Genomic DNA, 21,036 nt, shown 5'->3' with positions numbered 1-21,036 from the left:
GCGAGGAGAATGACCGGTCATCAGGCCGCACGCGATCCCGACCTGCGTCGGGATGACGGCCTGATCGGGCCGTCACAGCGGAATATTGTCGTGCTTCTTCCAGGGATTTTCGAGGCTCTTGTTGCGCAGTTTGCGCAGGCCGAGCGCGATCCGCTTGCGGGTCGAGTGCGGCATGATCACCTCGTCGATGAAGCCCTTCGACGCCGCGACGAACGGGTTGGCGAAGCGCGCTTCATATTCCTTGGTGCGCTCGGCGATCTTCTCGGCATCGCCGATATCCTTGCGGAAGATGATCTCCACCGCGCCCTTGGCGCCCATCACCGCGATTTCGGCGGTCGGCCAGGCATAGTTGAAATCGCCGCGCAGATGCTTGGAGCTCATGACGTCATAAGCGCCGCCATAGGCCTTGCGGGTGATGACGGTGATCTTGGGCACGGTCGCTTCGGCATAAGCGAAGAGCAGCTTGGCGCCATGCTTGATGATGCCGTTATGTTCCTGCGCGGTGCCGGGCAGGAAGCCGGGCACGTCGACGAAGGTGACGATCGGAATATCGAACGCGTCGCAGAAGCGGACGAAGCGGCCGGCCTTCTTGGACGAATTGATGTCGAGGCAGCCCGCCAGCACCATCGGCTGGTTGGCGACGATGCCGACGGTGCGGCCTTCGATCCGGCCGAAGCCGCAGATGATGTTGCCGGCATGGGTGGGCTGGACTTCGAAGAAATCGCCCTCGTCGACGACCTTCGCGATCAGCTCCTTCATGTCATAGGGCTTGTTCGCGCTGTCCGGGATCAGCGTGTCGAGGCTTTCGTCGATCCGGTCCCACGGATCGTTGGTCGGCCGCGCGGGCACCGCTTCGCGGTTCGACAGCGGCAGATAATCGAAGAAGTCGCGGGTTGCGAGCAGCGCTTCGATGTCGTTTTCGAAGGCGACGTCGGCCACGCCCGACTTGGCGGTGTGGGTGACGGCGCCGCCCAGCTCCTCCTGCGTCACGACCTCGTTGGTGACGGTCTTCACCACGTCCGGGCCGGTGACGAACATGTAGGACGAATCCTTCACCATGAAGATGAAGTCGGTCATCGCCGGCGAATAGACCGCGCCGCCCGCGCACGGGCCCATGATCACGCTGATCTGCGGCACGACGCCGGACGCCAGCACGTTGCGCTGGAACACTTCGGCATAGCCGCCAAGCGAGGCCACGCCTTCCTGGATGCGGGCGCCGCCCGAATCGTTGAGGCCGATGACGGGCGCGCCGACCTTCAGCGCCATATCCATGATCTTGCAGATCTTCTGCGCATGGCGTTCGGACAGCGAGCCGCCGAAGACGGTGAAGTCCTGGCTGAACACGAAGACGAGGCGGCCGTTGATCGTGCCCGATCCGGTGACGACGCCGTCGCCCGGAATGTGCTGCTGATCCATGCCGAAATCGACGCAATTATGCTCGACATAGGTGTCGACTTCCTCGAACGAGCCTTCGTCGAGCAGCACGTCGATACGCTCACGCGCGGTGAGGCGGCCCTTCTTGTGCTGGGCGTCGATGCGCGCCTGGCCACCGCCCATCCGGGCCGCCGCGCGCTTTTCCTCGAGCTTCTGCAAAATCGCCAGCATCGTTCCTCGCTAAGTTCGAATCGTCTTGACGCTCCCCCTTCCAAGGTTCAGGCGACAAGGCAAATGTGAATTTGCAAAATTGCGAAGGAGGATTTTGCAAATGACGGAGGCCGCGACGGGCATGGGTCGGCATCGCCTGTTCGCCGGTGCCGAGCTGCGGGCGCTGCGGCGGCGCTCCGGGCTGGGGCAGGGCGCGATGGCCGCGCGGATCGGCATTTCGGTCAGCTATTTGTCGCAGCTGGAAAATGACGACCGGCCGGTGACGCGCACGGTGGCCGATGCGCTCGCCCGCGCCTTCCCGCTCGATTGGGCGGGGCCGAGCGGTGATGCCGACGCGAAGCTCGCCCAGATGCGCGCGGCGATGGACGATCCCCTGTTCGCCGATCTCGACGAGCCGCCGGCGCTGCATCGCGCGGTGGAGCAGCAACCCGATCTCGCCAGCCGCTTCATCCGTCTCCACGCCGCCTATCGCCGCGCCGAGGAACGGCGCCAGATGGAGGATGATGCGATCGCCACCGGGGTTGGCGGCGGTGCGCGCCAGCCATGGGAGGAGGTGCGCGACTGGTTTCACCTCGCCGGCAATTATGTCGATCCGATCGACCGCGCGGCCGAATTGCTGGCGGGGGAGCTGGACGCACAGCCGCTGGGGGACGGGCTGATCGCCCATGTGCTGAAGCGTCGGCATGGCGTGGATGTGATCTCGTCCGACGACGAGGCCGCGGCGATGCGCCGTTTCGACGGGCCGCGCGGGCTGCTGACGCTGGGCCGGGCGCTGCCGCCCGAAACGCGCCGCTTCGCGTTGGCGCACCAGCTGGCGCTGCTGGAATTCAAGGGGCAGATCGGCGCCGTCGCGCAGGCCGCCGATCTGAAATCGACCGAAGCGCAGACCTTGTTGTCCGTGGGCCTCGCCAATTATGCGGCCGGCGCGCTGCTGATGCCTTATGCCCGGTTTCGCGAGACGGCACGCGCGCTGCGCCACGATATCGACAGGCTATGCCAGCGTTTCGGGGTGAGCTTCGAACAGGCCTGCCATCGCCTGTCCACGCTGCAGCGGCCGGCCGCGCGCGGCATCCCCTTCTTCTTCTGCCGGGTCGACATGGCGGGCAATATCACCAAGCGCCATTCGGCGACGCGGCTGCAATTCGCCCGCTTCGGCGGCGCCTGCCCGTTGTGGATCGTGCATGAGGCGGTGGCGATCCCGGATCGCATCCTCGTCCAGCTGGCCGAGACGCCCGATGGCGTGCGTTATGTGCAGATGGCCAAGGGGCTGGTGAAGGCGTCGGGCAGCTATGCCCGTTCGCCGCGCCGCTATGCGGTGGCGCTGGGGTGCGAGGTCGATCACGCGGCCGAGTTCATCTATGCCGATGGCCATGACGTCGCCAACCGCGCCGCCGCGACGCCGATCGGCATTTCCTGCCGCCTCTGCCCGCGCACCGATTGCGACCAGCGGGCCTTTCCGCCTTCGGACCGCGCGATCGAAGTCGATCCCGATATCCGCGACGTGGTGCCCTATCGGGTGGTGTGACCCTGCGTCGACCGTGGCTTGCGCGGCATCGGCCGCTGGCGGAGCGGCTCGACTTCATCGCTTAAGCCCGGCATGGATGGCGGATGATGCTTCGTCCGCTGCTCGCGCTTGTCGCCCTCGTCAGCTTCGCGCTGCCCGCCCATGCCGGGCTGCGCGCCGTCTATGGATCGGCCGAGGAGAATAAGACGCTGGTCGTCGAGGTCGCGGATAGCGGCGATGTGCGGATCGCGGAATCGGGGGATACGAGCTTCGGCCTGATGCTGGGCGACGCTTTCTATGTCGTGTCGCGCCAGCCCGATGGCAGCGCGATGGCGGCACGGATCGAGGATATCGCGGCGGCGATCGATCAGGTGATGCCGCCGGTGTTCGGCGACGCGCTGACGCATGATGGCCCCGCCCGGCCGGCGGCGCGGCTGGCGATGAAGCGTCGTGGCGAACGCACCGTGGGCGGGCGCAAGGGCGATGTCTGGCGGGTCGAGGGCATTGGCGGCGTCGCCGGTGGCACGCCGGTGGAATATGTGATGAGCCTGGACGACGATCTGAAACCGATCGGTCGCGCGCTCGAACAGTTCATGCACGCCGCGATCATCCCCGGCGCGCCGCTGATGGGCAGCGCGGCGGCCGAGTTTATCGAGGAAACCCGGGCCATTTTCGCGCTCGGAACGCCGCTCGACGTTGGCGGCCGCTTCCAGCTTCGCTCGATCGAGCGCGCGGATCTGGCGCACGAACGGTTCGAGCTGCCGGTGCCGCCGGCGACGCGCGATGCGCTCGTCGCGGCCATGCAGGCGCAATTGCCGAAGAAGTGACGGTAGCGGTGCGCCCCTGCCTTATTTGATGCGCGCCCAGGTCTGCGATTTGCAGCCGATCTTGCCGATCAGGCAGCCGCTGCCCTTGATCGTATTGACGTCGATCACTTCGATCGTGCCCGAAAAGGTCTTGTCGATATCGGGCACATAGACGCGGCCGCGCCAGTTGCCGCCCTCGTCCTGCGTGAAATCCTTGAACAGCTGCAGGCCGACCAGTTCTTCGGTCCCGCCGCGTCGCGCGTCAGCCTTGGCCTTGTCGTTCGCCCAGACCACGGTGCCGCACATGCTGGCGCCGCAGCGGTGCGAGCGGACGTGGACGCTGTTCTTGGGGTTGCGCCACAGCCCTTCGGTGCGATCCTGATTCGCCCCGCCGAGGAGAAGCGCGAGCGGCAGCGCGGCGAGGGTGAGCGTGAAGCGGCGAATCATCCTTGCCCCCTGTTGCAAATGCGCGAACTTCTTTAGCATTTCCAAGCGTTCGAAACAGCGTCGGGGTGCCGGGATGGCAGGGCAGGACAGCGGCACGGGCCGGTTTGCGGGGCGGGTGCTGATCGCGCTCGGGCTGGCGGCGATGCTGCTGCTGCTGTGGCGGCTGCGCGATGTGCTGCTGCTCGCTTTTGCCAGCATCCTGTTCGCGATCGTGCTGGTGGCGGCGGCACGCCTGATCAGCCGGCGCGGCCGGCTGGGGCCGCGCACCTCGCTCGCCATCGCATCGGTGCTCATCCTGGGCCTTGTCGGCGGAGCGGTGTGGGTTTTTGGCAACGAGATCGGCCGCCAGCTCGGCGATCTGGCGGCCCGGCTTCCCGATGCGTGGGCGAGCCTGCAGGCGCGGATCGGCGCTGCCGGGCTGGAGCGTGAGTTTCACGAGCAACTCGGCCGGGCGGTGCCGAGCGGCAGCGCGGTGCTCGGCGCGATCGGCGCCGTCATCGGCACGCTGGGCGGCGCCTTGTCCGGCGTGGCGCTGGCGCTGATGGCGGGGCTCTATCTGGCGGCCCAGCCCGATCTCTATCGATCCGGCCTGTTGCGGCTGGTGCCCGACGCTTATGTCGCGCGCGTGGCGGATGCGCTTGATGCCACCGCCGCGTCGCTGCGTGCCTGGCTGCTCGGCCAGCTCGCCTCGATGACGATCACCGGCGTGGCGATCGCGGCGGGGCTGATCGCGATCGGCGTGCCATCGCCGCTGGCGCTGGGGCTGATCGCGGGGCTGATGGGGTTCGTGCCGATGATCGGGCCGTTGCTGGGCGCCTTGCCGGGCGTGCTGGTGGCGCTGACGATCGGTGGCGACACCTTGCTGTTCACGATCCTGCTCTACTTCGTCGTCCAGCAACTCGCCGGCGCCGTGATCGAGCCGCTGATCATGCAGCGCACGGTGAAACTGCCGCCGGCCGTGACGCTGTTCGCGCTGTTCGCGGTTGGCGCCTTGTTCGGGTCGGTCGGTGTGCTGATGGGCGGGCCGATCGCGGTGACGGCCTATGTGCTGGTTCGCACGCTCTATGTGCGCGACACGCTGGGGCGGCCGATCGGCTAGAACATGTTCTGGCCCGGTTGCGTCGGCTCGAATGCTCTAAGCTTTTGGTTTGCCGCGTTTTCCGAGTCTGCAGGTGATTCCACCTGCCTGAAAACGTTCTAGGCGGCCTTGTCCAGCCCGCCGATCAGCGCCATGCCGTCCGCGATGTCGGCGGCGATGGCGGCGCGGAGCGCGGGTTCGCTGCGGCGGGCGATGGCGTCGATGGCGCGGTGATGCTGGTCGGTCAGGTGGGCAGTGCCGACGCGGCCGTAAACCGTGCGCATCAGCGGGCCGAACTGCATCCACAGCGTTTCGATGATGTTGGCGAGCAGGCTCTGCGGGCGGCCGCGATAGATGAGGAAATGGAAGCGCCAGTTGCTTTCCATATAGCCGTGCAGATCATCGCGGGCGAGGGCTGCATCGAGCGCGGCATCGGCAGCGCGCAACGCTTCGATCGTGCTGCCGTCGAGATAAGGAAGCGCCTGCGCCGCCGCTTCGGGCTCCAGCAGCAGCCGCGCACGCATGATTTCTTCCAGTCGCGCCGGTGTCGGCGGCGGCACGGTGATCCGGCGTTTCGAGCGGATGGCGACGGCGCCTTCGGCGGCAAGCCGGCTCAGGGCATCGCGCACCGGCATCTGGCTGACGCCAAGCTGCTGGGCGAGGCCGCGCGTGGAAATTGGCACGTCGGGCGCGATTCGGCCGGTGATCAGGCGATGGCGCAGCTCGCTATAGACGGCGGCGCGCAGCGTGGCGCCGGATTCGCCGTCGCCGTCGGGTTCAGGCCGCGTGGCCATGCTGTTCCACGAAGGCCATGGCCGCGCCGAGCAGGCCCGGCTGCGCGTGGGTGATCAGCTTGATCGGCATCGCCGCCATCATCGCTTCATAACGGCCCTTGGCGACGAAGCGGCTGGCGAAGCCGGAACGTGGCAGATGATCGCGCAGCCGGGCGCCGAGCCCGCCGGCGATGACCAGCGCACTGGCGCCCTGGGCCAGCGCGATATCGCCGGCGACGCTGCCCAGCGACAGGCAGAAACGGTCGAGCGCGGCAGCGGCGAGCGGATCGCTGCCGTCAAGCGCGGCCGTCCACAACGCCTTGTCGTCGCGTGGACGCACGGCGCTGCCTTCCATATCGGCGATGGTGGCGTGGATCTGGGCGAGACCCGGGCCCGCGCAGATCCGCTCGGTCGAAACGCGGCGATGCTGCTTGCGCAGCCGGGCGAGGATCGCTTCTTCCAGCGGATCGAGCGGCGCGAAATCGACGTGTCCGCCTTCGGTTTCGACGATCCATTGGCGGCTTGCGCGCCGCACGACATAAGCGACGCCAAGCCCCGTGCCCGGGCCGACGATCGAGATCACGCCGTCGGCGGGCAAGGGGCGGTCGGGCCCGGCGATGTGGAGCAGATGGTCCGGCCCGGCATGGGCGACGGCATGGCCGACGGCGCCGAAATCGTTGATCAGCGTTAGCGCATCGACGCCAAGTTCGCCGGCCAGCGTGGCCGGGCGCATCACCCAATTATTATTGGTGAGCTTGAGCGTGTCGCCGCGCACCGGCGCCGCGATGGCGATGCCGGCGCGGGGTGGCAGCGGCCGGCCGATCGCCGCGCCAAAGGCCGCCCAGGCAAGCGGCAGGCTGGCATGGCCGGCGGTGGGCAGCGTGACGGGCGCCCCCAGCGTGACGCGGCCGTCGTCGTCGATCGTCGCGATGGCGAAGCGGGCGTTGGTGCCGCCAATATCCGCCGCGACGATTTCCACCGGCCGCCCGATCAGCTGCCGAAGCGTTCGCGCAGGGCCAGCATGGTGAGCGCGGCTTTCGCGGCCTCGCCACCCTTGTCCTTTTCGTCGCGCTTCGCGCGGGTCAGCGCCTGCGCTTCATTTTCGACCGTAAGGATGCCGTTGCCGATGGCGATGCCATCCATGCTGAGCGCCATCAGCCCGCGCGCGCTTTCGTTCGAGACGACTTCGAAATGATAGGTTTCGCCCCGGATCACCACGCCCAGCGCAACGAAGGCATCGTAGCGGCCGGTTTCGGCGGCGAGGGCGATCGCGCCCGGCACTTCGAGCGCGCCGGGGACGGTGACGGTTTCATGCTTGTGTCCGCCTTCCTCGATCGCGGCGCGCGCGCCTTCGAGCAGCAGATCGTTGAGATGGTCGTAGAAGCGGGCTTCGACGATGAGCAGCTTTGCCATGGAAATCAGAGCCCTTCGGTCGAGATCGGCTGCTCGCCGACGATGTTGAGGCCATAGCCCGAAAGCGCGACCAGCGTGTGGTGCGAATTGGTCAGCAGCACCATGTCGTGGATGCCGAGTTCGGCGAGGATCTGCGCGCCGATGCCATAATCGCGCAGCTCGTTCATATCCTCCGAATCCGGCCCCTTGCCTTCGGCGCGGGCGCGGACGACGGTCGACATGGCGTTGACCAGCGCGCGATTGATGATGACGACGACGCCCGATCCGGCTTCGCCGATGGCGCGCATCGCGCCCTGCAGCATGCCCGAGCGATCATTCTTCTCGCCCAGCGAATCGCTGAAGATGTTGAGCGTGTGCATGCGGACCAGGGTGGGCTTGTCCGGCGCGATATGGCCCTTCACCAGCGCCAGCGTCTCGGTGCCGACGGCCTTGTTGCGATAGGTGATCGCGCGCCAGTCGCCGCCATAGATGCTGTCGAACTTGGTTTCGGCGACCTTTTCGACATTATGGTCGTTGCGGCGGCGATAGGCGATCAGATCGCGGATCGTGCCGATCTTAAGATTGTGGAGCTGGGCGAAGCTGACGAGATCGTCGAGCCGCGCCATCGTGCCATCGTCCTTCATGATCTCGCAGATCACGCCCGACGGGTTGAGCCCGGCGAGCCGCGCGACATCGACCGCGGCTTCGGTGTGGCCGGCGCGGACGAGGACGCCGCCGGGACGCGCCACCAGCGGGAAGACATGGCCCGGCGTGACGATGTGATCGGCGCCCTTGGAGGCGTCGATCGCGACCGCGATGGTGCGCGCCCGGTCACCGGCCGAAATGCCGGTCGACACGCCGTCGCGCGCCTCGATCGAGACGGTGAAGGCGGTTTCGTGGCGGGTGCCGTTGTGGCGGCTCATCAGGTTGAGGCCGAGCTGGTCGACCCGTTCCTTGGCCATGGCGAGGCAGATCAGGCCACGGCCATGCTTGGCCATGAAATTGATCGCGTCCGGCGTGGCCATCTGCGCGGGGATGACGAGATCGCCCTCATTCTCGCGGTCCTCGTCGTCGACGAGGATGAACATGCGGCCGTTCTTCGCCTCGTCGATAATCTCTTCCGGCGTGGAGAGGAACGCGTGGCGCAGGCGGGAAAGTTCGGGATTACTGGACATGACGAAGCTGCTCCATCCGCCCGAGATAGCGGGCGAGAATGTCGATCTCGATATGCACCGGCCGGCCGACGACGAGATCCGCGAAGGTCGTCATCTGGGCGGTGTGCGGGATGATGTTGATGCCGACGAGAACGGCGTCGGCGGTATCTTCGACGCTGTTCACGGTCAGCGAGATGCCGTCGAGCGCGATCGAGCCCTTGGCGGCGAGATAGGGGCCGAGCGCCTTGGGCGCGGCGATGGTGAGGCGCGTCGAATCGCCTTCGGATTCGAGCCGGGCGATGGTGCCCACGCCGTCGACATGGCCGGTGACGATGTGGCCGCCCAGTTCGTCGCCCACCTTGAGCGCACGTTCGAGGTTGAGCTTTTCGCCGGCCACCCAGCGGCCGGGCGCGGTGCGCGCCACGGTTTCGGCCGAAATGTCGACCGCGAACCAGCCGGGGCCCTTGTCGACCACGGTGAGGCAGGCGCCCGAACAGGCGATCGAGGCGCCCATGTCGACCGTCGCGGTATCGTAGATGGTGGCGATGCGGGCGCGCAGATCGCCGCGCTGCTCGGTCGCTTCGATGGTGCCGACGTCGGTGATGATTCCGGTGAACATGAATGGACCCTATTCTCGGACGCGCTCGTAGACCTCAAGGCGGTCGATGCCAAGCATCCGTGCATCATGCCGCCGCCAGCGGTTGTGCGCGTCCTCCAGATGGACGAGGCCGATATCGGCGAGACCGGGCTTGCCGCCGCCGATCAGGATCGGCGCGCGATAGATGAGCAGCCGATCGACAAGATCGGCCGACAGGAAGGCCGCGGCGGCACCGGCGCCGCCCTCGACCATGACGTCGAGCGCGTCCGTTCCGGCGATCGCGGCCGGGGAATCGAGGCCGATCCAGCCATCGGGCGCGCCGCCATGGCCGAGCACGGCGCGCACGGGCGAGCGAGCTTCGAGGCCGGGGAGGCGGACATCGAGGCGTGGCCGATCCGCGTCCAGCGTGCCGCGTCCGACGATGATGAGATCGGCGCGGGCGCGTTCGAGATGCGCGTGGGCGCGCGCCGCCGGCCCGGTGATCCAACGGCTTTCGCCCGAGGCGAGTGCGATGCAGCCATCGAGCGAGAGGCCGAGCTTGAGCGTGACGAACGGCCGGCCGAGCCGCTGGCGGGCGAGGAAGCCGGCGAGAGTGCGTGCGGCCTCGTCGCGGCGAACCCCGCTGGCGACGGCGATGCCGGCCGCTTCGAGCCGGGCGATGCCGGCGCCGTTGGTGCGTGGATCGAGATCGCCATGCGCGATGACGACACGGGCAATGCCGGCGGCGATCAGCCCGTCGGCACAGGCCGGGCCGCGCGACGAGACATGGGCGCAGGGTTCCAGCGTCACATAAGCGGTGGCGCCCCGGGCCGCGCCGCCGGCTTCGGCCAGCGCCATAGCCTCGGCATGGGGGCGGCCGCCGGGCTGGGTCCAGCCCCGGCCGACGATCTTGTCGTCGCGGATGATGATGCAGCCGACGGCCGGGTTGGGGGCGGTGCGCCCGCGCCCGCGTTCGGCCAGCGCAAGGGCCGCGCCCATCCAGCGCGCGTCGGTCGCCGTGTCGGCCAAGCCGTCAGTCCACCTTGATGCCGAGCTGATCCGCCAGCCGGCGATATTCCTGGCGCTTGGCCTCGCGCTTCGCGTCGAGCGCCTTCTGGTCGATTTTCTGCTGGGCGACGATCTCGGCATCGCTGCGATCGGCCGGCCAGCTGGCGATGAAATACATTTGCGGCTTGGGCGTATCCCGCTTCGAATCGACGTAGAAGCCCGCGACAAGCAAAGCCGGCATCAACACGGAAACCATGGCGATCAGCAGCTTGTGACGCTGTTCGCCACCCAGAAAGGCGCGAAAGTCGCGCCAGACGACTGACGGCTTGGAAGGGCGGGGAATGGCCATGACCGCCTAAATAGGCGCTGGGGGCGGATCGCGCCAGCCCTGCGGATCGCCCCGCCATGGCGAACAGAAAGGCACCCATTGCCGGGCCTCGGGCGGTGGCGCGAGATCGGGCAATGGGTGCAGTGCGTCAGGCCAAGGAGAGTCGGCTGGCGTCATGCCTTCATTTCGAACCGCACCGTCAGGGTTCGCCAGCTTTCCACCGGCACGCCATCGCGGGTCGCGGGCTTGAAGCGCCAGAAGCGGAGCGCCTGCTTGCGCGTCGCTTCGAAAAATTCGGGATCGGTGGCGGACAGCATTTCCACCGCCTTCACCCGCCCGTCGCTGCCGATCAGCACGCGGACGACGGTATTGCCGGCGATCTCCTGCCGCGCGAGGCGGGGCGGGTAGCTCGGCTGGAAGGGCGCCCGCTGGTCGATCACCGCTTCCCGCTCCACCGGGGGCAAAGGCAGGGGCGGTATGGGGTCGGTGCCGGCGGTTGGGCCGGGGATGGGTGGAAGCGGGTTGGGTGGAAAGGTCGGTCCGGTCGGTGTTTTCGGAAGCGTCGGGACGACCACGACGGGTTTGGTAACGGCCTCTCTCTGTTTCGGGGCGGGCGGTGGCGGATCGTCCGGGATCTGCGGCGGTGGCGGTGGGTCTTCGATATTGATCAGCGGGAAGCTGGGAATCCGATCGGGGACAAGGAAGGTGGGCGGGAACAGGATCAGCGCGCCGATCGCCGCGACATGGAGCGCGCCGACAAAAGCGAGGCTGGTGGGGCTTTGCGTGCGTTGGTCGAGGAAACCACCATGGGTCATGACATCCTCCGCTCTCAGTGATGTTACACTGTAACGGCGATGATATACTATTATGTTCGGTTGGGAAGGGGTTTTTGTAGTGCGCACCGATCGACCGCGCGGCGCCTGTTCAGCCGATAAAATCCTGCATCATGGCGATGAAGGCGTCGCGCCGATCATGGTGCAGCCAGTGGCCGGCATCATCGAACAGGGCGGTGCTGGCGTCGCGGAAATGGCGGTCGCGGCCATCCTCGGCCGGGTTCGACGCCCAGCTATCCTTGCCATAAGCGAGGATCACCGGACAGGTGACCGCGGCCCACAAGGCATGTTTCTCCGCCTGGGAGATGTCGGCGGGCGACATATTGCCGACGGCCGGGTCGAACTTGAAGCGCACCCGCCCATCGTCGCCCGTTCGCGAGCCATGGACGGTCAGGTGGCGCGCCAGATCGGGGGACAGGCGCGGATTAGCGGCCATCATCCGGGCGGTGGCGGCGTCGATCGAATCATAGCTGCGCTGTTCGGCCGCGCTCATCCGATGCTGCTTGCCGATCCAGTCCCGCATCCGATCGGCAATCGGCCGGGCGGCGATTTCGGCGGCGACCTTGGGCGAGGGGCCAAGCCCTTCGATCACGATCAGGCGCGAGACGCGATCGGGATAGGTGCCGGCATGGCGCAGCGCCACATTGCCGCCCAGCGAATGGCCGACGACGGAGGCGCGGGCGATGCCGAGCCCATCGAACAGTGCGGCCATGTCGGCGACGAGATCGGCCATCTCATAGCTGCCGTCCGACACCCAGTCGCTGTCGCCATGACCGCGCAGATCGGGCGCGATGACGCGGAAGCGATCGGCGAAGGCGCTGGCGATCGCATCCCAGCTACGCGCGTGATCGCGCCCGCCATGGACGAGGATCAGGGGTGGCGCGGCGGGATCGCCCCATTCGACATGGTGGAGGCGAAGCCGCTGCGTGGTGATCCAGCCGTCGCGCGGGGCCTGATTCAATGTCCGGCCGCCAGCACCGGCTCCACGCCCGAAGCGGCCAGCTGCGCGTTGATCTGCGCGACCAGCCTGTCCAGCCCGGCCTGATCCTTCGCCTCGGCGCGGGCGACCAGCACGTCCTGCGTGTTCGACGCGCGCAGCAGCCACCAGCCATCGGCCGTGTTGACCCGTGCGCCATCGGTGCGGTTGACGTCGGCGCCGGCGGTTTCGAGCCGGTCGAGCACCTCCTGCACGACCTGGAACTTGCGGTCTTCCGACGATTGGAAGCGCAGTTCGGGCGTGTTGACCATGGCGGGCATGGCATCGCGCAGCGCGGTCAGCGATCCGCCCAATAGCCGGACCGCGCGGATCAGCCGGACGGCGGCATATTGGGCGTCGTCGAAACCGTAATAATCGTGCGCGAAGAAGATGTGGCCGCTCATCTCGCCGGCGAGCGGCGCGTTGGTTTCCTTCATCTTGGTCTTGATCAGGCTGTGCCCGGTTTTCCACATCAGCGGCTTGCCGCCGAGTTCGGCGATGCGATCGTACAGCGCCTGGCTGGCCTTGACGTCGGCGATGATCGTCGCGCCGGGTTCCTCGCGGAGCACGGGTTCGGCAAGGATCGCGAGCAGCTGATCGCCCCAGACCACCCGGCCCTGGCCGTCGATCGCGCCGATGCGATCGCCGTCGCCGTCGAACGCCAGCCCGAAATCGAGCTGCTTGTCGGCCACCAGCGCCTTGAGATCCGCGAGGTTCTTTTCCTCGGTGGGATCGGGGTGGTGGTTGGGGAAATTGCCGTCGACTTCGGTAAACAGCAGATGATGTTCGCCGGGCAGCAGCTTCACCAGCTTTTCGATCACCGGCCCGGCCGCGCCGTTGCCGCAATCCCAGCCGATGCGGAAGGCGCCGCCCGCATAGCCGGCGAGCAGCCTGCCGACATAATCGTCGATGATATCGACATTGCTGACCGCGCCCGTGCCGCTTTCCCAATCCTCCTCGGCCGCCATGCGCCCGATGTCCTGGATATCGGCGCCGAAGAACGGGCGGTGCTGCAGCACCATCTTGAACCCGTTATAATCGCCGGGATTGTGGCTGCCGGTGATCTGGATGCCGCCATCCACCTCCAGCGTCGCTTCGGCATAATAGAGCATCGGCGTGGGGCCGAGCCCGGTGCGGACGACGTCGACCCCGCCTGCCGTCAACCCTTCGATGAGCGCGGTTTCGAGCACGGGCGAGGAGATGCGGCCGTCATAGCCGACGGCGACGCGGGTGCCGCCGGCCCGGCGTACGCGGGTCGCGAAGCCGCGGCCGATGGCATAGGCATCGGCGGGGCCCAGCGTTTTGCCGACGATTCCGCGGATATCATATTCGCGCAGGCTCGTCGGATCGAAACGGTGGGACATCGGTTGGCTCCCTAAGCTGGACATGCGGGATCAAGACGCGCGGGGGCGCTTGCGGTTCAATTCGGCGATCAGCGTATCGCGCGCGCGGTTGACCCGGCGGGCCAGTTCGTCCGAGCCGCCGGCATCGGGGTGGACGCGGGCGATCAGGCGGCGGTGCGCGGCGCGGATCGCATCGGCATCGGCATCGGCGGACAGATCGAGCAGGCTCAGCGCTTCGGCGACCGGCATGGCGGGTGCGGCGGGCGGTGCGGCCGCCCGGCGGGCACGATTGAGGACGACGGCGGCACCGGCGATCAGTGGCAGGCCGAACAGCGGCTTGCCCTTGGCGGCCAGAACCGCGCCCGCGAGGCCGAGCAGGATCGCCAGCCATTCGCCCCGCGTCGGCGCCCGCAGCCGGCCCTTGCGCCATTCCCAGGCGACGAGCGCCAGGACGGCAATGGCCAGCCAGGTCATCAGCCGTTGGCCGCGCGCATCGCCGGCCAGTCGGGCAGGGTGAGGCCGGACACCATTTCGCGCAGTTCCTGGCGGGCGGCGATGTGCGCGATGCCCGGTTCGCCGATGGCGGCGAGATCGAGCAGCGTGACCCCCTTCGGAAACAGCTCGCGATAGATCACGCGTTCGGACAGGCCCGGAATCACCCGGAAACCGACGCGCTTGGCCAGTTCGCCCAGCGCATTGGCGACGCGGCGCATGTTGCGCGCCTCGACATGCTGGAGGCGGTTGCGGAGCACCACCCAGTCGACCGTGCCGCCATCGGTCTTGGCGCGCACCTTGCGGGCATCCCAGACGAGTTCGGCATAGAAGCTCGGCCGACGGATCTTGTAGGTTTCGGCATCGACCTGCCCGATCAGATCGAGATCGATGAAGCTGTCGTTGATCGGCGTGACCAGCGTGTCGGCGCGCTGCATGGCGGCGAGCGCGTGCAGATCGTCACGGCCGGGCGTGTCGATCACCACCACGTCGGCCTCGGCGGCCAGCGCGTCGATGCGATCGTTGATATGCACGCCTTTCGACGGATCGAAGGTCTCGGTCATCGGGGTCGGCAGGTCGATCAGCTGGCGGCGCGATGTCGCCTCGCGATTTTCCATATAGCGGCCGAAGGTGCGCTGGCGCGTATCGAGGTCGATCGCGGCGACGCGGCGGCCGGCGGCGGCGAGCGCCACGGCGACATGGACGGCAGTGGTGGATTTCCCCGATCCGCCCTTTTCGTTGGCGAAGACTATCAGATGGGCTGCGCCTGCGGCCATAATGATTGCCGATCCCTGTTCACTTGATTCCGCCGGCGACGGCCCCCAAAGACGCCCCGGACCATGTGCCAGCGCTTATCGGAGGTTCCCTGCCCGTGCAAATCGTTCGTACCGTCGCCGAGCTCCGCGAGGCCGTAGCCGCCTTCCGCGCCGATGGCGGCACCGTCGCGCTGGTGCCGACGATGGGGGCGCTTCACGCCGGCCATATCGCGCTGGTGACGGAGGCGAAGGCGCGGGCCACGCATGTCGTGGTGTCGATCTTCGTCAATCCCACCCAGTTCGGGCCGAACGAGGATTTCGATGCCTATCCGCGCCGCGAGGCGGCCGATGCGCGCCTGCTGGAAGAAGCGGGCGTCGCCATCCTGTGGGCGCCCACGGTGGATGCCATGTATCCCGATGGCTTTGCCACGACGATCTCGGTCGCGGGGATCACCGCCGGCCTCGACGGCGCGGCGCGGCCGGGCCATTTCGACGGGGTGGCCACCGTCGTCGCCAAGTTGTTCGCGCAGGTCCGCCCGGATGTCGCGCTGTTCGGCGAGAAGGACTATCAGCAGCTGGCCGTGATCCGGCGGATGGCGATCGACCTCGATACCGGGGTCGAGGTGGTCGGCGTGCCGACCCAGCGCGACGATGACGGCCTCGCTCTGTCGTCGCGCAATGCCTATCTCGCGCCCGAGGAACGTCAGGCGGCACGGGCGCTGCCCCGCGCGCTCGGCGAAGCGGCCGGGGCGATCGAGGGCGGTGCCGATGTCGCCGAGGCGTTGGTGGTGGCGCGGCGACGGCTCGTCGATGCCGGCTTCGATCCGATCGACTATGTCGCGCTTTGCGATGCCGCGACGCTTGAGCCGATCGAACGGCTGGACCGCCCGGCGCGGTTGTTGGCGGCGGCCCGGCTTGGCCGAACGCGGCTGATCGACAATCTGCAGGTCACGCCGCCCGAGGCATAATAAAGCGGGCAATTATGCCGCGGCGGCCATGTCCCGGTGGTCGTCGCCGCAGTCGTGGCCGGGCGAAAATCGCCCCGGTATTTGGGCGCAATTTGCCGTTAACCATTTATTTCGGGTTTGTCGTGACAGTAGCGTTCCGAGCTAAACCGGCAGGGGCCGTAGCATGGGACACAGTCTTGCAACCGCACAATATCTGACCGACAGCCGCTTTCTCGACGCGCTTCGGGGGGACGTCGATGCCTATTATGAACTGGGCATGCGATATTCCACCGGCGGCGGCGGCTTTGAGATGGATCTCGTCGAGGCGCATAAATGGTTCAATCTCGCCGCGCTTGGCGGGATCGAGCAGGCGCAATTGTGCCGCGCCGAAATCTCCGAGGATATGTCCGCCCGCGAAATCGCCGAGGCGCAGCGCCAGGCCCGCGCCTGGTTGCAGCAAACCGGCCGCCGTGCGGCGTAAGGCATCCACGCTTCGTCGCGCGCCCGCTTGATCGCTGGCGCCATGCGGAGGATCATTGCTGCCTCGCTTCGCCTGTTCCGGCGAGAGCGATGATTTGCCTGTCGACCAAGTTTCAGTAATGGGCGGTCTCGCGAACAGCGAAGCAGCAGAGGATAGACAGTGGCGCGTGAGATGATCGCCTACGGGTTGATTGGTGTGATGGTCGTGGGCGGAGCCATCTGGTCGACGATCGCGTGGCGCCGGCACCAGCGCGTCAAGCTGCGGCGGCGGGGCATCAGTCCAACGGGCATTGATGCCGACGCGATGATTCACCCGATCGGTTGATCGGCGGCCGCAATTGTCAGGCGTCGGCCCAGCGGCGCAGCAGATTATGATAGACGCCGGTCAGCCGGATGATCGCGGCATCGTCCTGCCCGCGGTCGACTGCGATCGTCTGGATCGCGCTGTCGAGATCGAACAGCGTCCGGCGCGCGCCATCATCACGCACCATGCTCTGGATCCAGAAGAAGCTCGCCACCCGTTCGCCGCGCGTGATCGGCTCGACCCGGTGGAGGCTGGACGCGGGATAGAGGATCATGTGGCCGGCCGGCAGCTTGACCGACTGGACCCCGAACTGATCCTCGATCACCAGTTCGCCCCCATCATAGCTGTCGGGATCGGCCAGGAAGAGCGTGGCGGAAAGATCGCTGCGGATGCGGAAATCGCTGCCGCGCTGGATGCGGACGGCATTGTCGACATGCGTGCCGAACGTATCCCCGGGCCCGTAGCGATTGAACAAGGGCGGGAACACCTTGAGCGGCAGGGCCGCGGCGACGAACAAGGGCGTGCGGCCGAGCGCATCGAGGATGATGCCGCCCGCTTCGCGCGCCGCCGGCGAATCCTCGGGCAGTTGCGCATTGCGCTTGGCCAGCGCCGATTGCCGGCCGGACGTGACATTGCCGTCAACCCAGGGGGCGGCATCGATCAGGGTGCGGACGCGGGCAAGCGCGGCTGTGTCCAGCAGATCGGGAATGGCGATCATCATCGCGGGCGACCGTTCAATTCTTGATGATGAAGGGGATTTCGACGACGCCGCGCACCATCATCGGCTGGCCGCCGCGCATCAGGGGCGACCAGCGCCAGCGCCGCACGGCCTTCAGCGCCGCTTCGTCGAGCCGCGCGAAGCCGCTCGACTTCTGCACCGCGATCTCGCTGACCCGGCCGTCGAGCCCGAGCAGCAGGTTGAGCAGCACGATGCCCTGTTCCTTCTTGCGGCGCGATTCGACCGGATAGGCCGGCGCCTTGAATTCGATCATCGTCGACGAAAGATCACCGGCGCTGACCGGGCCGGCCGGTGGTGCTGGCGTTGCATTGGCCGCGACGACCGCCGATTGCGGCGGCGGCGGGGTTGCCGTGGCGACGACCGGCGGTGGTGGCGGCGCGATCGTGCGGACGATCGGTGTCGGCGCAACCACCACGGGTTCGATCGGCTTCACCGGCTCCACCTTGGTTTCGGGCGGGGCGGGCGGCGGTGCCGGCGGTTCGACGATCAGTTCGACGACCAGCGGTTCGCGCTTCACCGCCTTGATCGGGATGACGTTCATCTGGATCAGCGCGGCGAACAGGCCGGCATGGACGAGCGCGACCGCGCCGATCGCCCCGATATTGGGGCGCCGCCGGGTATCGAAGCGCGAATCCGGGTCGATCGGCGTCGCGGTGTCGGGCGCGGCTTCGGGCGCCGGCGGGAAAGTCGCATGGAAGGTCGCGTCGCGACGGCGCTCGCCAGCATCTCGCAGGGAAACCGCGTGCATACACCTCACCTCGTCGCCCCCGAAGCGGGTGTTCCACGACTCCGGTGAGATGGCCGTTACCGCGAATACTATTGCGGATCAATCGCAGATGAAGCTTTGCTCCGGCGGTCAGCCCTCCGCCAGCGTCTTGAGCCGATAGAGTGCATCGAGCGCATCGCGGGGCGAAAGGGCGTCGGGGAGGATCGCATCGAGCGCCTCACGCAGCGGATCGACGGGCGGCGGCGGCGCTGCGGCCGCTGCCGCGAAGAGGGGCAGATCATCGAGACCGGCGGCGATGCCGCCCGTGGCCGCCCGGCCGCTTTCCAGCTTGGCGAGCACCGATTGCGCGCGACCGAGCACGGCGGGCGGCAGCCCGGCCAGCTTCGCGACGGCGATGCCATAGCTGCGATCGGCCGGACCATCGGCAAGCTCGTGGAGGAGGACGAGATCGCCCTTCCACTCGCGCGCGCGGACATGGTGGAGCGAGAGCGCGTCGAGCCGTTCGGCGAGCCGGGTCAGTTCATGATAATGCGTGGCGAACAGGCAGCGGCAGCGGTTGATGTCATGCACGGCTTCGACCACCGCCCAGGCGATCGCCAGGCCGTCATAGGTGGAGGTGCCGCGGCCCACTTCGTCGAGGATGACGAGCGAGCGTTCGGTGGCCTGCGCGAGTATCGCGGCGGTTTCCACCATTTCGACCATGAAGGTCGATCGTCCGCGCGCCAGATTGTCCGACGCGCCGACGCGGCTGAACAGCCGATCGACAAGGCCCAGCCGGGCAGACGCGGCAGGCACATAGCCGCCCGCCTGCGCCAGCACCGCGATCAGCGCATTCTGGCGCAGGAAGGTCGATTTACCGCCCATATTGGGGCCGGTGACGAGCCATAGCCGCCGATCGGGCAGCAACTGGCAGTCATTGGCGACGAAGCGTTCGCCGGTGGCGGTGACGGCGGCTTCGACCACGGGATGGCGGCCGCCTTCGACTTCGAAGCAGGGTTCTTCGGCGAAAGCGGGGCGGCACCAATGGCCTTCGATCGCCCGTTCGGCGAGCCCGGCGGCCACGTCGAGCCGGGCGAGCGCATCGGCCGTGGCGGCGATCGCCGTCTTGCAGGCGAGCGCGGCGGCGACCAGTTCTTCCAGATGGGCGGCCTCGGCCGCGAGCGCATGGGCGCCGGCCTGACCGACGCGCAGCGCCTGTTCGTGCAGGTCGGGCGCGTTGAAGCGGACGACGCCGGCCAGCGTCTGCCGATGGGTGAAGCCCGATTCGGGCCGCATCAGCGGATCGGCATGCTTGGCCTGCACCTCGATATGGTAGCCGAGCACGCCATTGTGGCGGATCTTGAGGCTCGTGATGCCGGTTGCTTCGCGATAGCGCGCTTCGAGCGCGGCGATGGCCCGCCGCCCTTCGCCTCCCTGGCCGCGCAGATCGTCAAGCGCGGGATCATAGCCTTCGGCGATATAGCCGCCTTGCGCGGTATCGATCGGCGGCTGCGGCACCAGCGCGCGGGTGAGCAGGTCGATCAGCGCGCCATGGCCGCGCATCTGGGGCAGTAGCTGATCGAGCAGCGCCGGCCGGTCGCCCAGCCGCAGCAGCCGTTCGTGCAGGCCATGCGCCTCATCGAGCCCATCGCGCAGCAGGCCGAGATCGCGCGGGCTGCCCCGCCCCGCGACGAGCCGGCCGATCGCGCGGCCGATATCGGGCGCCGCCTTGAGATTGGTGCGGATCGATTCGCGCAATCCGCCATCGTCGACAAAGCGGGTGACGAGATCGAGCCGTGCCTCGATCACCAGCCGTTCGGCCAGGGGGGCGCCGATATCGGCCGCGAGCATCCGGGCGCCGGCGCCCGTGACGGTGCGATCGACCGCATCGAGCAGGCTGCCCTTGCGGCCGCCGCCCTGGGCCTGCGTCAGTTCCAGGCTGTCGCGGGTAGCGGCGTCGATCAGCATATGATCGGCCGGGTGGCGGCGCGCCGGCGGCTGGAGGAAGGGGAGCTTCCCCTGGCCGGCGCGATCGAGATAGGCGAGGAGGCCGGCGGCGGCGGCAAGCTCCGCCCGGCCGAAACCGCCGAAGCTGTCGAGCGTGGCGACGCCGAACAGCGCCTTCAACCGGGCTTCGCCGGCGGTGCTGTCGAAGGCGCGGGGATCCTGGGAAATGGCGTCGGCGGGCGCGAAGGCGAAGCCGTCGGCCGCGATCGTTTCGGCCGCGCCGAGCCGCGCGAGTTCAGCGTCGAGGCTGCCGGCGGGAATCGCCGCGAGTTCGAACCGGCCGGTCGAAATGTCCGCGGCGGCCAGCCCGATCTGGCCGCCCGCTTCGGCCAGCGCGACCAGCCAGTTGGCCGCGCGCGCATCGAGCAGCGCTTCCTCGGTCAGTGTGCCGGCGGTGACGACGCGGACGATCGCCCGGCCGACCAGCGCCTTCGATCCGCCGCGCTTCTTGGCTTCGGCGGGGGTTTCGGTCTGGTCGGCGATGGCGACGCGGTGGCCGGCCTTGATCAGCCGGGCGAGATAGCCCTCGGCCGAATGCGCCGGCACGCCGCACATCGGCACGCCATCGCCGCGCGAGGTGAGCGCGATGTCGAGGCAGGCCGAGGCGATTTTCGCATCGTCGAAGAACAGCTCGAAAAAGTCGCCCATGCGATAGAAGAGCAGGCAATCCTGCGCTTCCGCCTTGAGTGCATGATATTGCGCCATCATCGGCGTCACGTTCGCGCCGCCGCCGCCATTTTCGTTGGTCGTTCGAGCCATGGCTGCGCTGATAGCGACTTGTC

Annotated in this window: 23 protein-coding genes; 6 read left to right on the top strand and 17 right to left on the bottom strand. The window is 67.8% G+C overall.

Annotation, left to right across the window (positions count from 1 at the left end):
* Positions 1 to 72: 72 nt before the first annotated feature.
* Complete coding sequence (locus CHB74_RS10210; protein WP_089219531.1) at positions 73 to 1,605, bottom strand: acyl-CoA carboxylase subunit beta; 1,533 nt, start codon at positions 1,603 to 1,605, stop codon at positions 73 to 75.
* A gap of 100 nt (positions 1,606 to 1,705) precedes the next feature.
* Between CHB74_RS10210 and CHB74_RS10205 the strand changes: the two genes are divergently transcribed.
* A complete protein-coding gene (locus CHB74_RS10205) occupies positions 1,706 to 3,130 on the top strand; it encodes a helix-turn-helix domain-containing protein (RefSeq protein ID WP_245842811.1) in 1,425 nt (474 codons plus the stop codon).
* An 83-nt stretch (positions 3,131 to 3,213) separates the two neighbouring features.
* On the top strand, positions 3,214 to 3,936 hold the full coding sequence (locus tag CHB74_RS10200; RefSeq protein WP_089219530.1) for a hypothetical protein: 723 nt from the start codon (positions 3,214 to 3,216) through the stop codon (positions 3,934 to 3,936).
* 21 nt (positions 3,937 to 3,957) lie between these two features.
* Here CHB74_RS10200 and CHB74_RS10195 read toward each other — a convergent pair whose 3' ends face one another.
* A complete protein-coding gene (locus tag CHB74_RS10195) occupies positions 3,958 to 4,362 on the bottom strand; it encodes a DUF2147 domain-containing protein (RefSeq protein ID WP_089219529.1) in 405 nt (134 codons plus the stop codon).
* A 73-nt stretch (positions 4,363 to 4,435) separates the two neighbouring features.
* On the opposite strand from CHB74_RS10195, the gene CHB74_RS10190 reads away from it, so the two are divergent.
* Positions 4,436 to 5,461 (top strand): AI-2E family transporter, encoded by a 1,026-nt coding sequence (locus CHB74_RS10190; protein ID WP_089219528.1) that lies wholly within the window; start codon positions 4,436 to 4,438, stop codon positions 5,459 to 5,461.
* Positions 5,462 to 5,559: 98 nt separating this feature from the next.
* Here CHB74_RS10190 and CHB74_RS10185 read toward each other — a convergent pair whose 3' ends face one another.
* The 12 genes from CHB74_RS10185 to CHB74_RS10130 form a co-directional block, all read right to left on the bottom strand.
* On the bottom strand, positions 5,560 to 6,234 hold the full coding sequence (locus tag CHB74_RS10185) for a GntR family transcriptional regulator (protein WP_089219527.1): 675 nt from the start codon (positions 6,232 to 6,234) through the stop codon (positions 5,560 to 5,562).
* Positions 6,218 to 7,192 carry a glucokinase gene (locus CHB74_RS10180; RefSeq protein WP_089219526.1) on the bottom strand — a complete coding sequence of 325 codons (975 nt, stop codon included), beginning with the start codon at positions 7,190 to 7,192 and terminating at the stop codon, positions 6,218 to 6,220. The genes CHB74_RS10185 and CHB74_RS10180 overlap by 17 nt, the downstream gene beginning before the upstream one ends.
* Before the next feature lie 11 nt (positions 7,193 to 7,203).
* Positions 7,204 to 7,626 carry a 6,7-dimethyl-8-ribityllumazine synthase gene (gene ribH, locus CHB74_RS10175; RefSeq protein ID WP_089219525.1) on the bottom strand — a complete coding sequence of 141 codons (423 nt, stop codon included), beginning with the start codon at positions 7,624 to 7,626 and terminating at the stop codon, positions 7,204 to 7,206.
* A gap of 5 nt (positions 7,627 to 7,631) precedes the next feature.
* Positions 7,632 to 8,780: a 3,4-dihydroxy-2-butanone-4-phosphate synthase gene (gene ribB / locus CHB74_RS10170; RefSeq protein ID WP_089219524.1), complete on the bottom strand. Its 1,149-nt coding sequence runs from the start codon at positions 8,778 to 8,780 to the stop codon at positions 7,632 to 7,634.
* Positions 8,770 to 9,378, bottom strand: a complete 609-nt coding sequence (locus CHB74_RS10165; RefSeq protein ID WP_089219523.1) for a riboflavin synthase — start codon at positions 9,376 to 9,378, stop codon at positions 8,770 to 8,772. Before CHB74_RS10165 ends, ribB begins: the two co-directional genes overlap by 11 nt.
* Before the next feature lie 9 nt (positions 9,379 to 9,387).
* Positions 9,388 to 10,365: a bifunctional diaminohydroxyphosphoribosylaminopyrimidine deaminase/5-amino-6-(5-phosphoribosylamino)uracil reductase RibD gene (gene ribD / locus CHB74_RS10160; RefSeq protein ID WP_342746584.1), complete on the bottom strand. Its 978-nt coding sequence runs from the start codon at positions 10,363 to 10,365 to the stop codon at positions 9,388 to 9,390.
* A 4-nt stretch (positions 10,366 to 10,369) separates the two neighbouring features.
* Entirely contained in the window at positions 10,370 to 10,693 is a 324-nt protein-coding gene (locus tag CHB74_RS10155; protein ID WP_089219522.1) for a hypothetical protein, read from the bottom strand.
* A gap of 152 nt (positions 10,694 to 10,845) precedes the next feature.
* Positions 10,846 to 11,487: an energy transducer TonB gene (locus tag CHB74_RS10150; RefSeq protein WP_089219521.1), complete on the bottom strand. Its 642-nt coding sequence runs from the start codon at positions 11,485 to 11,487 to the stop codon at positions 10,846 to 10,848.
* A 109-nt stretch (positions 11,488 to 11,596) separates the two neighbouring features.
* Positions 11,597 to 12,466 (bottom strand): alpha/beta fold hydrolase, encoded by an 870-nt coding sequence (locus CHB74_RS10145; RefSeq protein WP_089219520.1) that lies wholly within the window; start codon positions 12,464 to 12,466, stop codon positions 11,597 to 11,599.
* Positions 12,463 to 13,845 carry a phosphoglucomutase/phosphomannomutase PgmG gene (gene pgmG / locus CHB74_RS10140; RefSeq protein WP_089219519.1) on the bottom strand — a complete coding sequence of 461 codons (1,383 nt, stop codon included), beginning with the start codon at positions 13,843 to 13,845 and terminating at the stop codon, positions 12,463 to 12,465. Before pgmG ends, CHB74_RS10145 begins: the two co-directional genes overlap by 4 nt.
* 30 nt (positions 13,846 to 13,875) lie before the next feature.
* Positions 13,876 to 14,298, bottom strand: coding sequence for a J domain-containing protein (locus CHB74_RS10135; RefSeq protein WP_089219518.1), 423 nt, complete (start codon positions 14,296 to 14,298; stop codon positions 13,876 to 13,878).
* Positions 14,298 to 15,092, bottom strand: a complete 795-nt coding sequence (locus tag CHB74_RS10130) for a division plane positioning ATPase MipZ (RefSeq protein ID WP_089219517.1) — start codon at positions 15,090 to 15,092, stop codon at positions 14,298 to 14,300. Before CHB74_RS10130 ends, CHB74_RS10135 begins: the two co-directional genes overlap by 1 nt.
* Positions 15,093 to 15,187: 95 nt before the next feature.
* Here CHB74_RS10130 and panC point away from each other — a divergent pair, with 95 nt between their 5' ends.
* The 3 genes from panC to CHB74_RS22000 all read left to right on the top strand — a co-directional run bounded on the left by panC (position 15,188) and on the right by CHB74_RS22000 (position 16,823).
* Positions 15,188 to 16,039, top strand: coding sequence for a pantoate--beta-alanine ligase (gene panC / locus CHB74_RS10125; RefSeq protein ID WP_089219516.1), 852 nt, complete (start codon positions 15,188 to 15,190; stop codon positions 16,037 to 16,039).
* A 163-nt stretch (positions 16,040 to 16,202) separates the two neighbouring features.
* Positions 16,203 to 16,499: an SEL1-like repeat protein gene (locus CHB74_RS10120; RefSeq protein ID WP_089219515.1), complete on the top strand. Its 297-nt coding sequence runs from the start codon at positions 16,203 to 16,205 to the stop codon at positions 16,497 to 16,499.
* 159 nt (positions 16,500 to 16,658) lie between these two features.
* Positions 16,659 to 16,823 carry a hypothetical protein gene (locus tag CHB74_RS22000; protein ID WP_179220798.1) on the top strand — a complete coding sequence of 55 codons (165 nt, stop codon included), beginning with the start codon at positions 16,659 to 16,661 and terminating at the stop codon, positions 16,821 to 16,823.
* Positions 16,824 to 16,839: 16 nt separating this feature from the next.
* Here the strand turns inward: CHB74_RS22000 and CHB74_RS10115 are convergent, their stop codons facing one another.
* The 3 genes from CHB74_RS10115 to mutS all read right to left on the bottom strand — a co-directional run bounded on the left by CHB74_RS10115 (position 16,840) and on the right by mutS (position 21,013).
* A complete protein-coding gene (locus CHB74_RS10115; RefSeq protein ID WP_089219514.1) occupies positions 16,840 to 17,523 on the bottom strand; it encodes a Fe2+-dependent dioxygenase in 684 nt (227 codons plus the stop codon).
* Positions 17,524 to 17,536: 13 nt separating this feature from the next.
* Positions 17,537 to 18,289, bottom strand: a complete 753-nt coding sequence (locus CHB74_RS10110; protein WP_089219513.1) for an energy transducer TonB — start codon at positions 18,287 to 18,289, stop codon at positions 17,537 to 17,539.
* A gap of 108 nt (positions 18,290 to 18,397) precedes the next feature.
* Positions 18,398 to 21,013 carry a DNA mismatch repair protein MutS gene (mutS, locus tag CHB74_RS10105; RefSeq protein ID WP_245842808.1) on the bottom strand — a complete coding sequence of 872 codons (2,616 nt, stop codon included), beginning with the start codon at positions 21,011 to 21,013 and terminating at the stop codon, positions 18,398 to 18,400.
* Positions 21,014 to 21,036: the final 23 nt, after the last annotated feature.

Origin of the sequence: Edaphosphingomonas laterariae, from assembly GCF_900188165.1 — a bacterium.
GTDB lineage: Bacteria > Pseudomonadota > Alphaproteobacteria > Sphingomonadales > Sphingomonadaceae > Sphingomonas_E > Sphingomonas_E laterariae.
The sequence above is the reverse complement of the archived record's forward strand: the minus strand, read 5'-3'. Positions and strand labels throughout refer to the sequence as shown.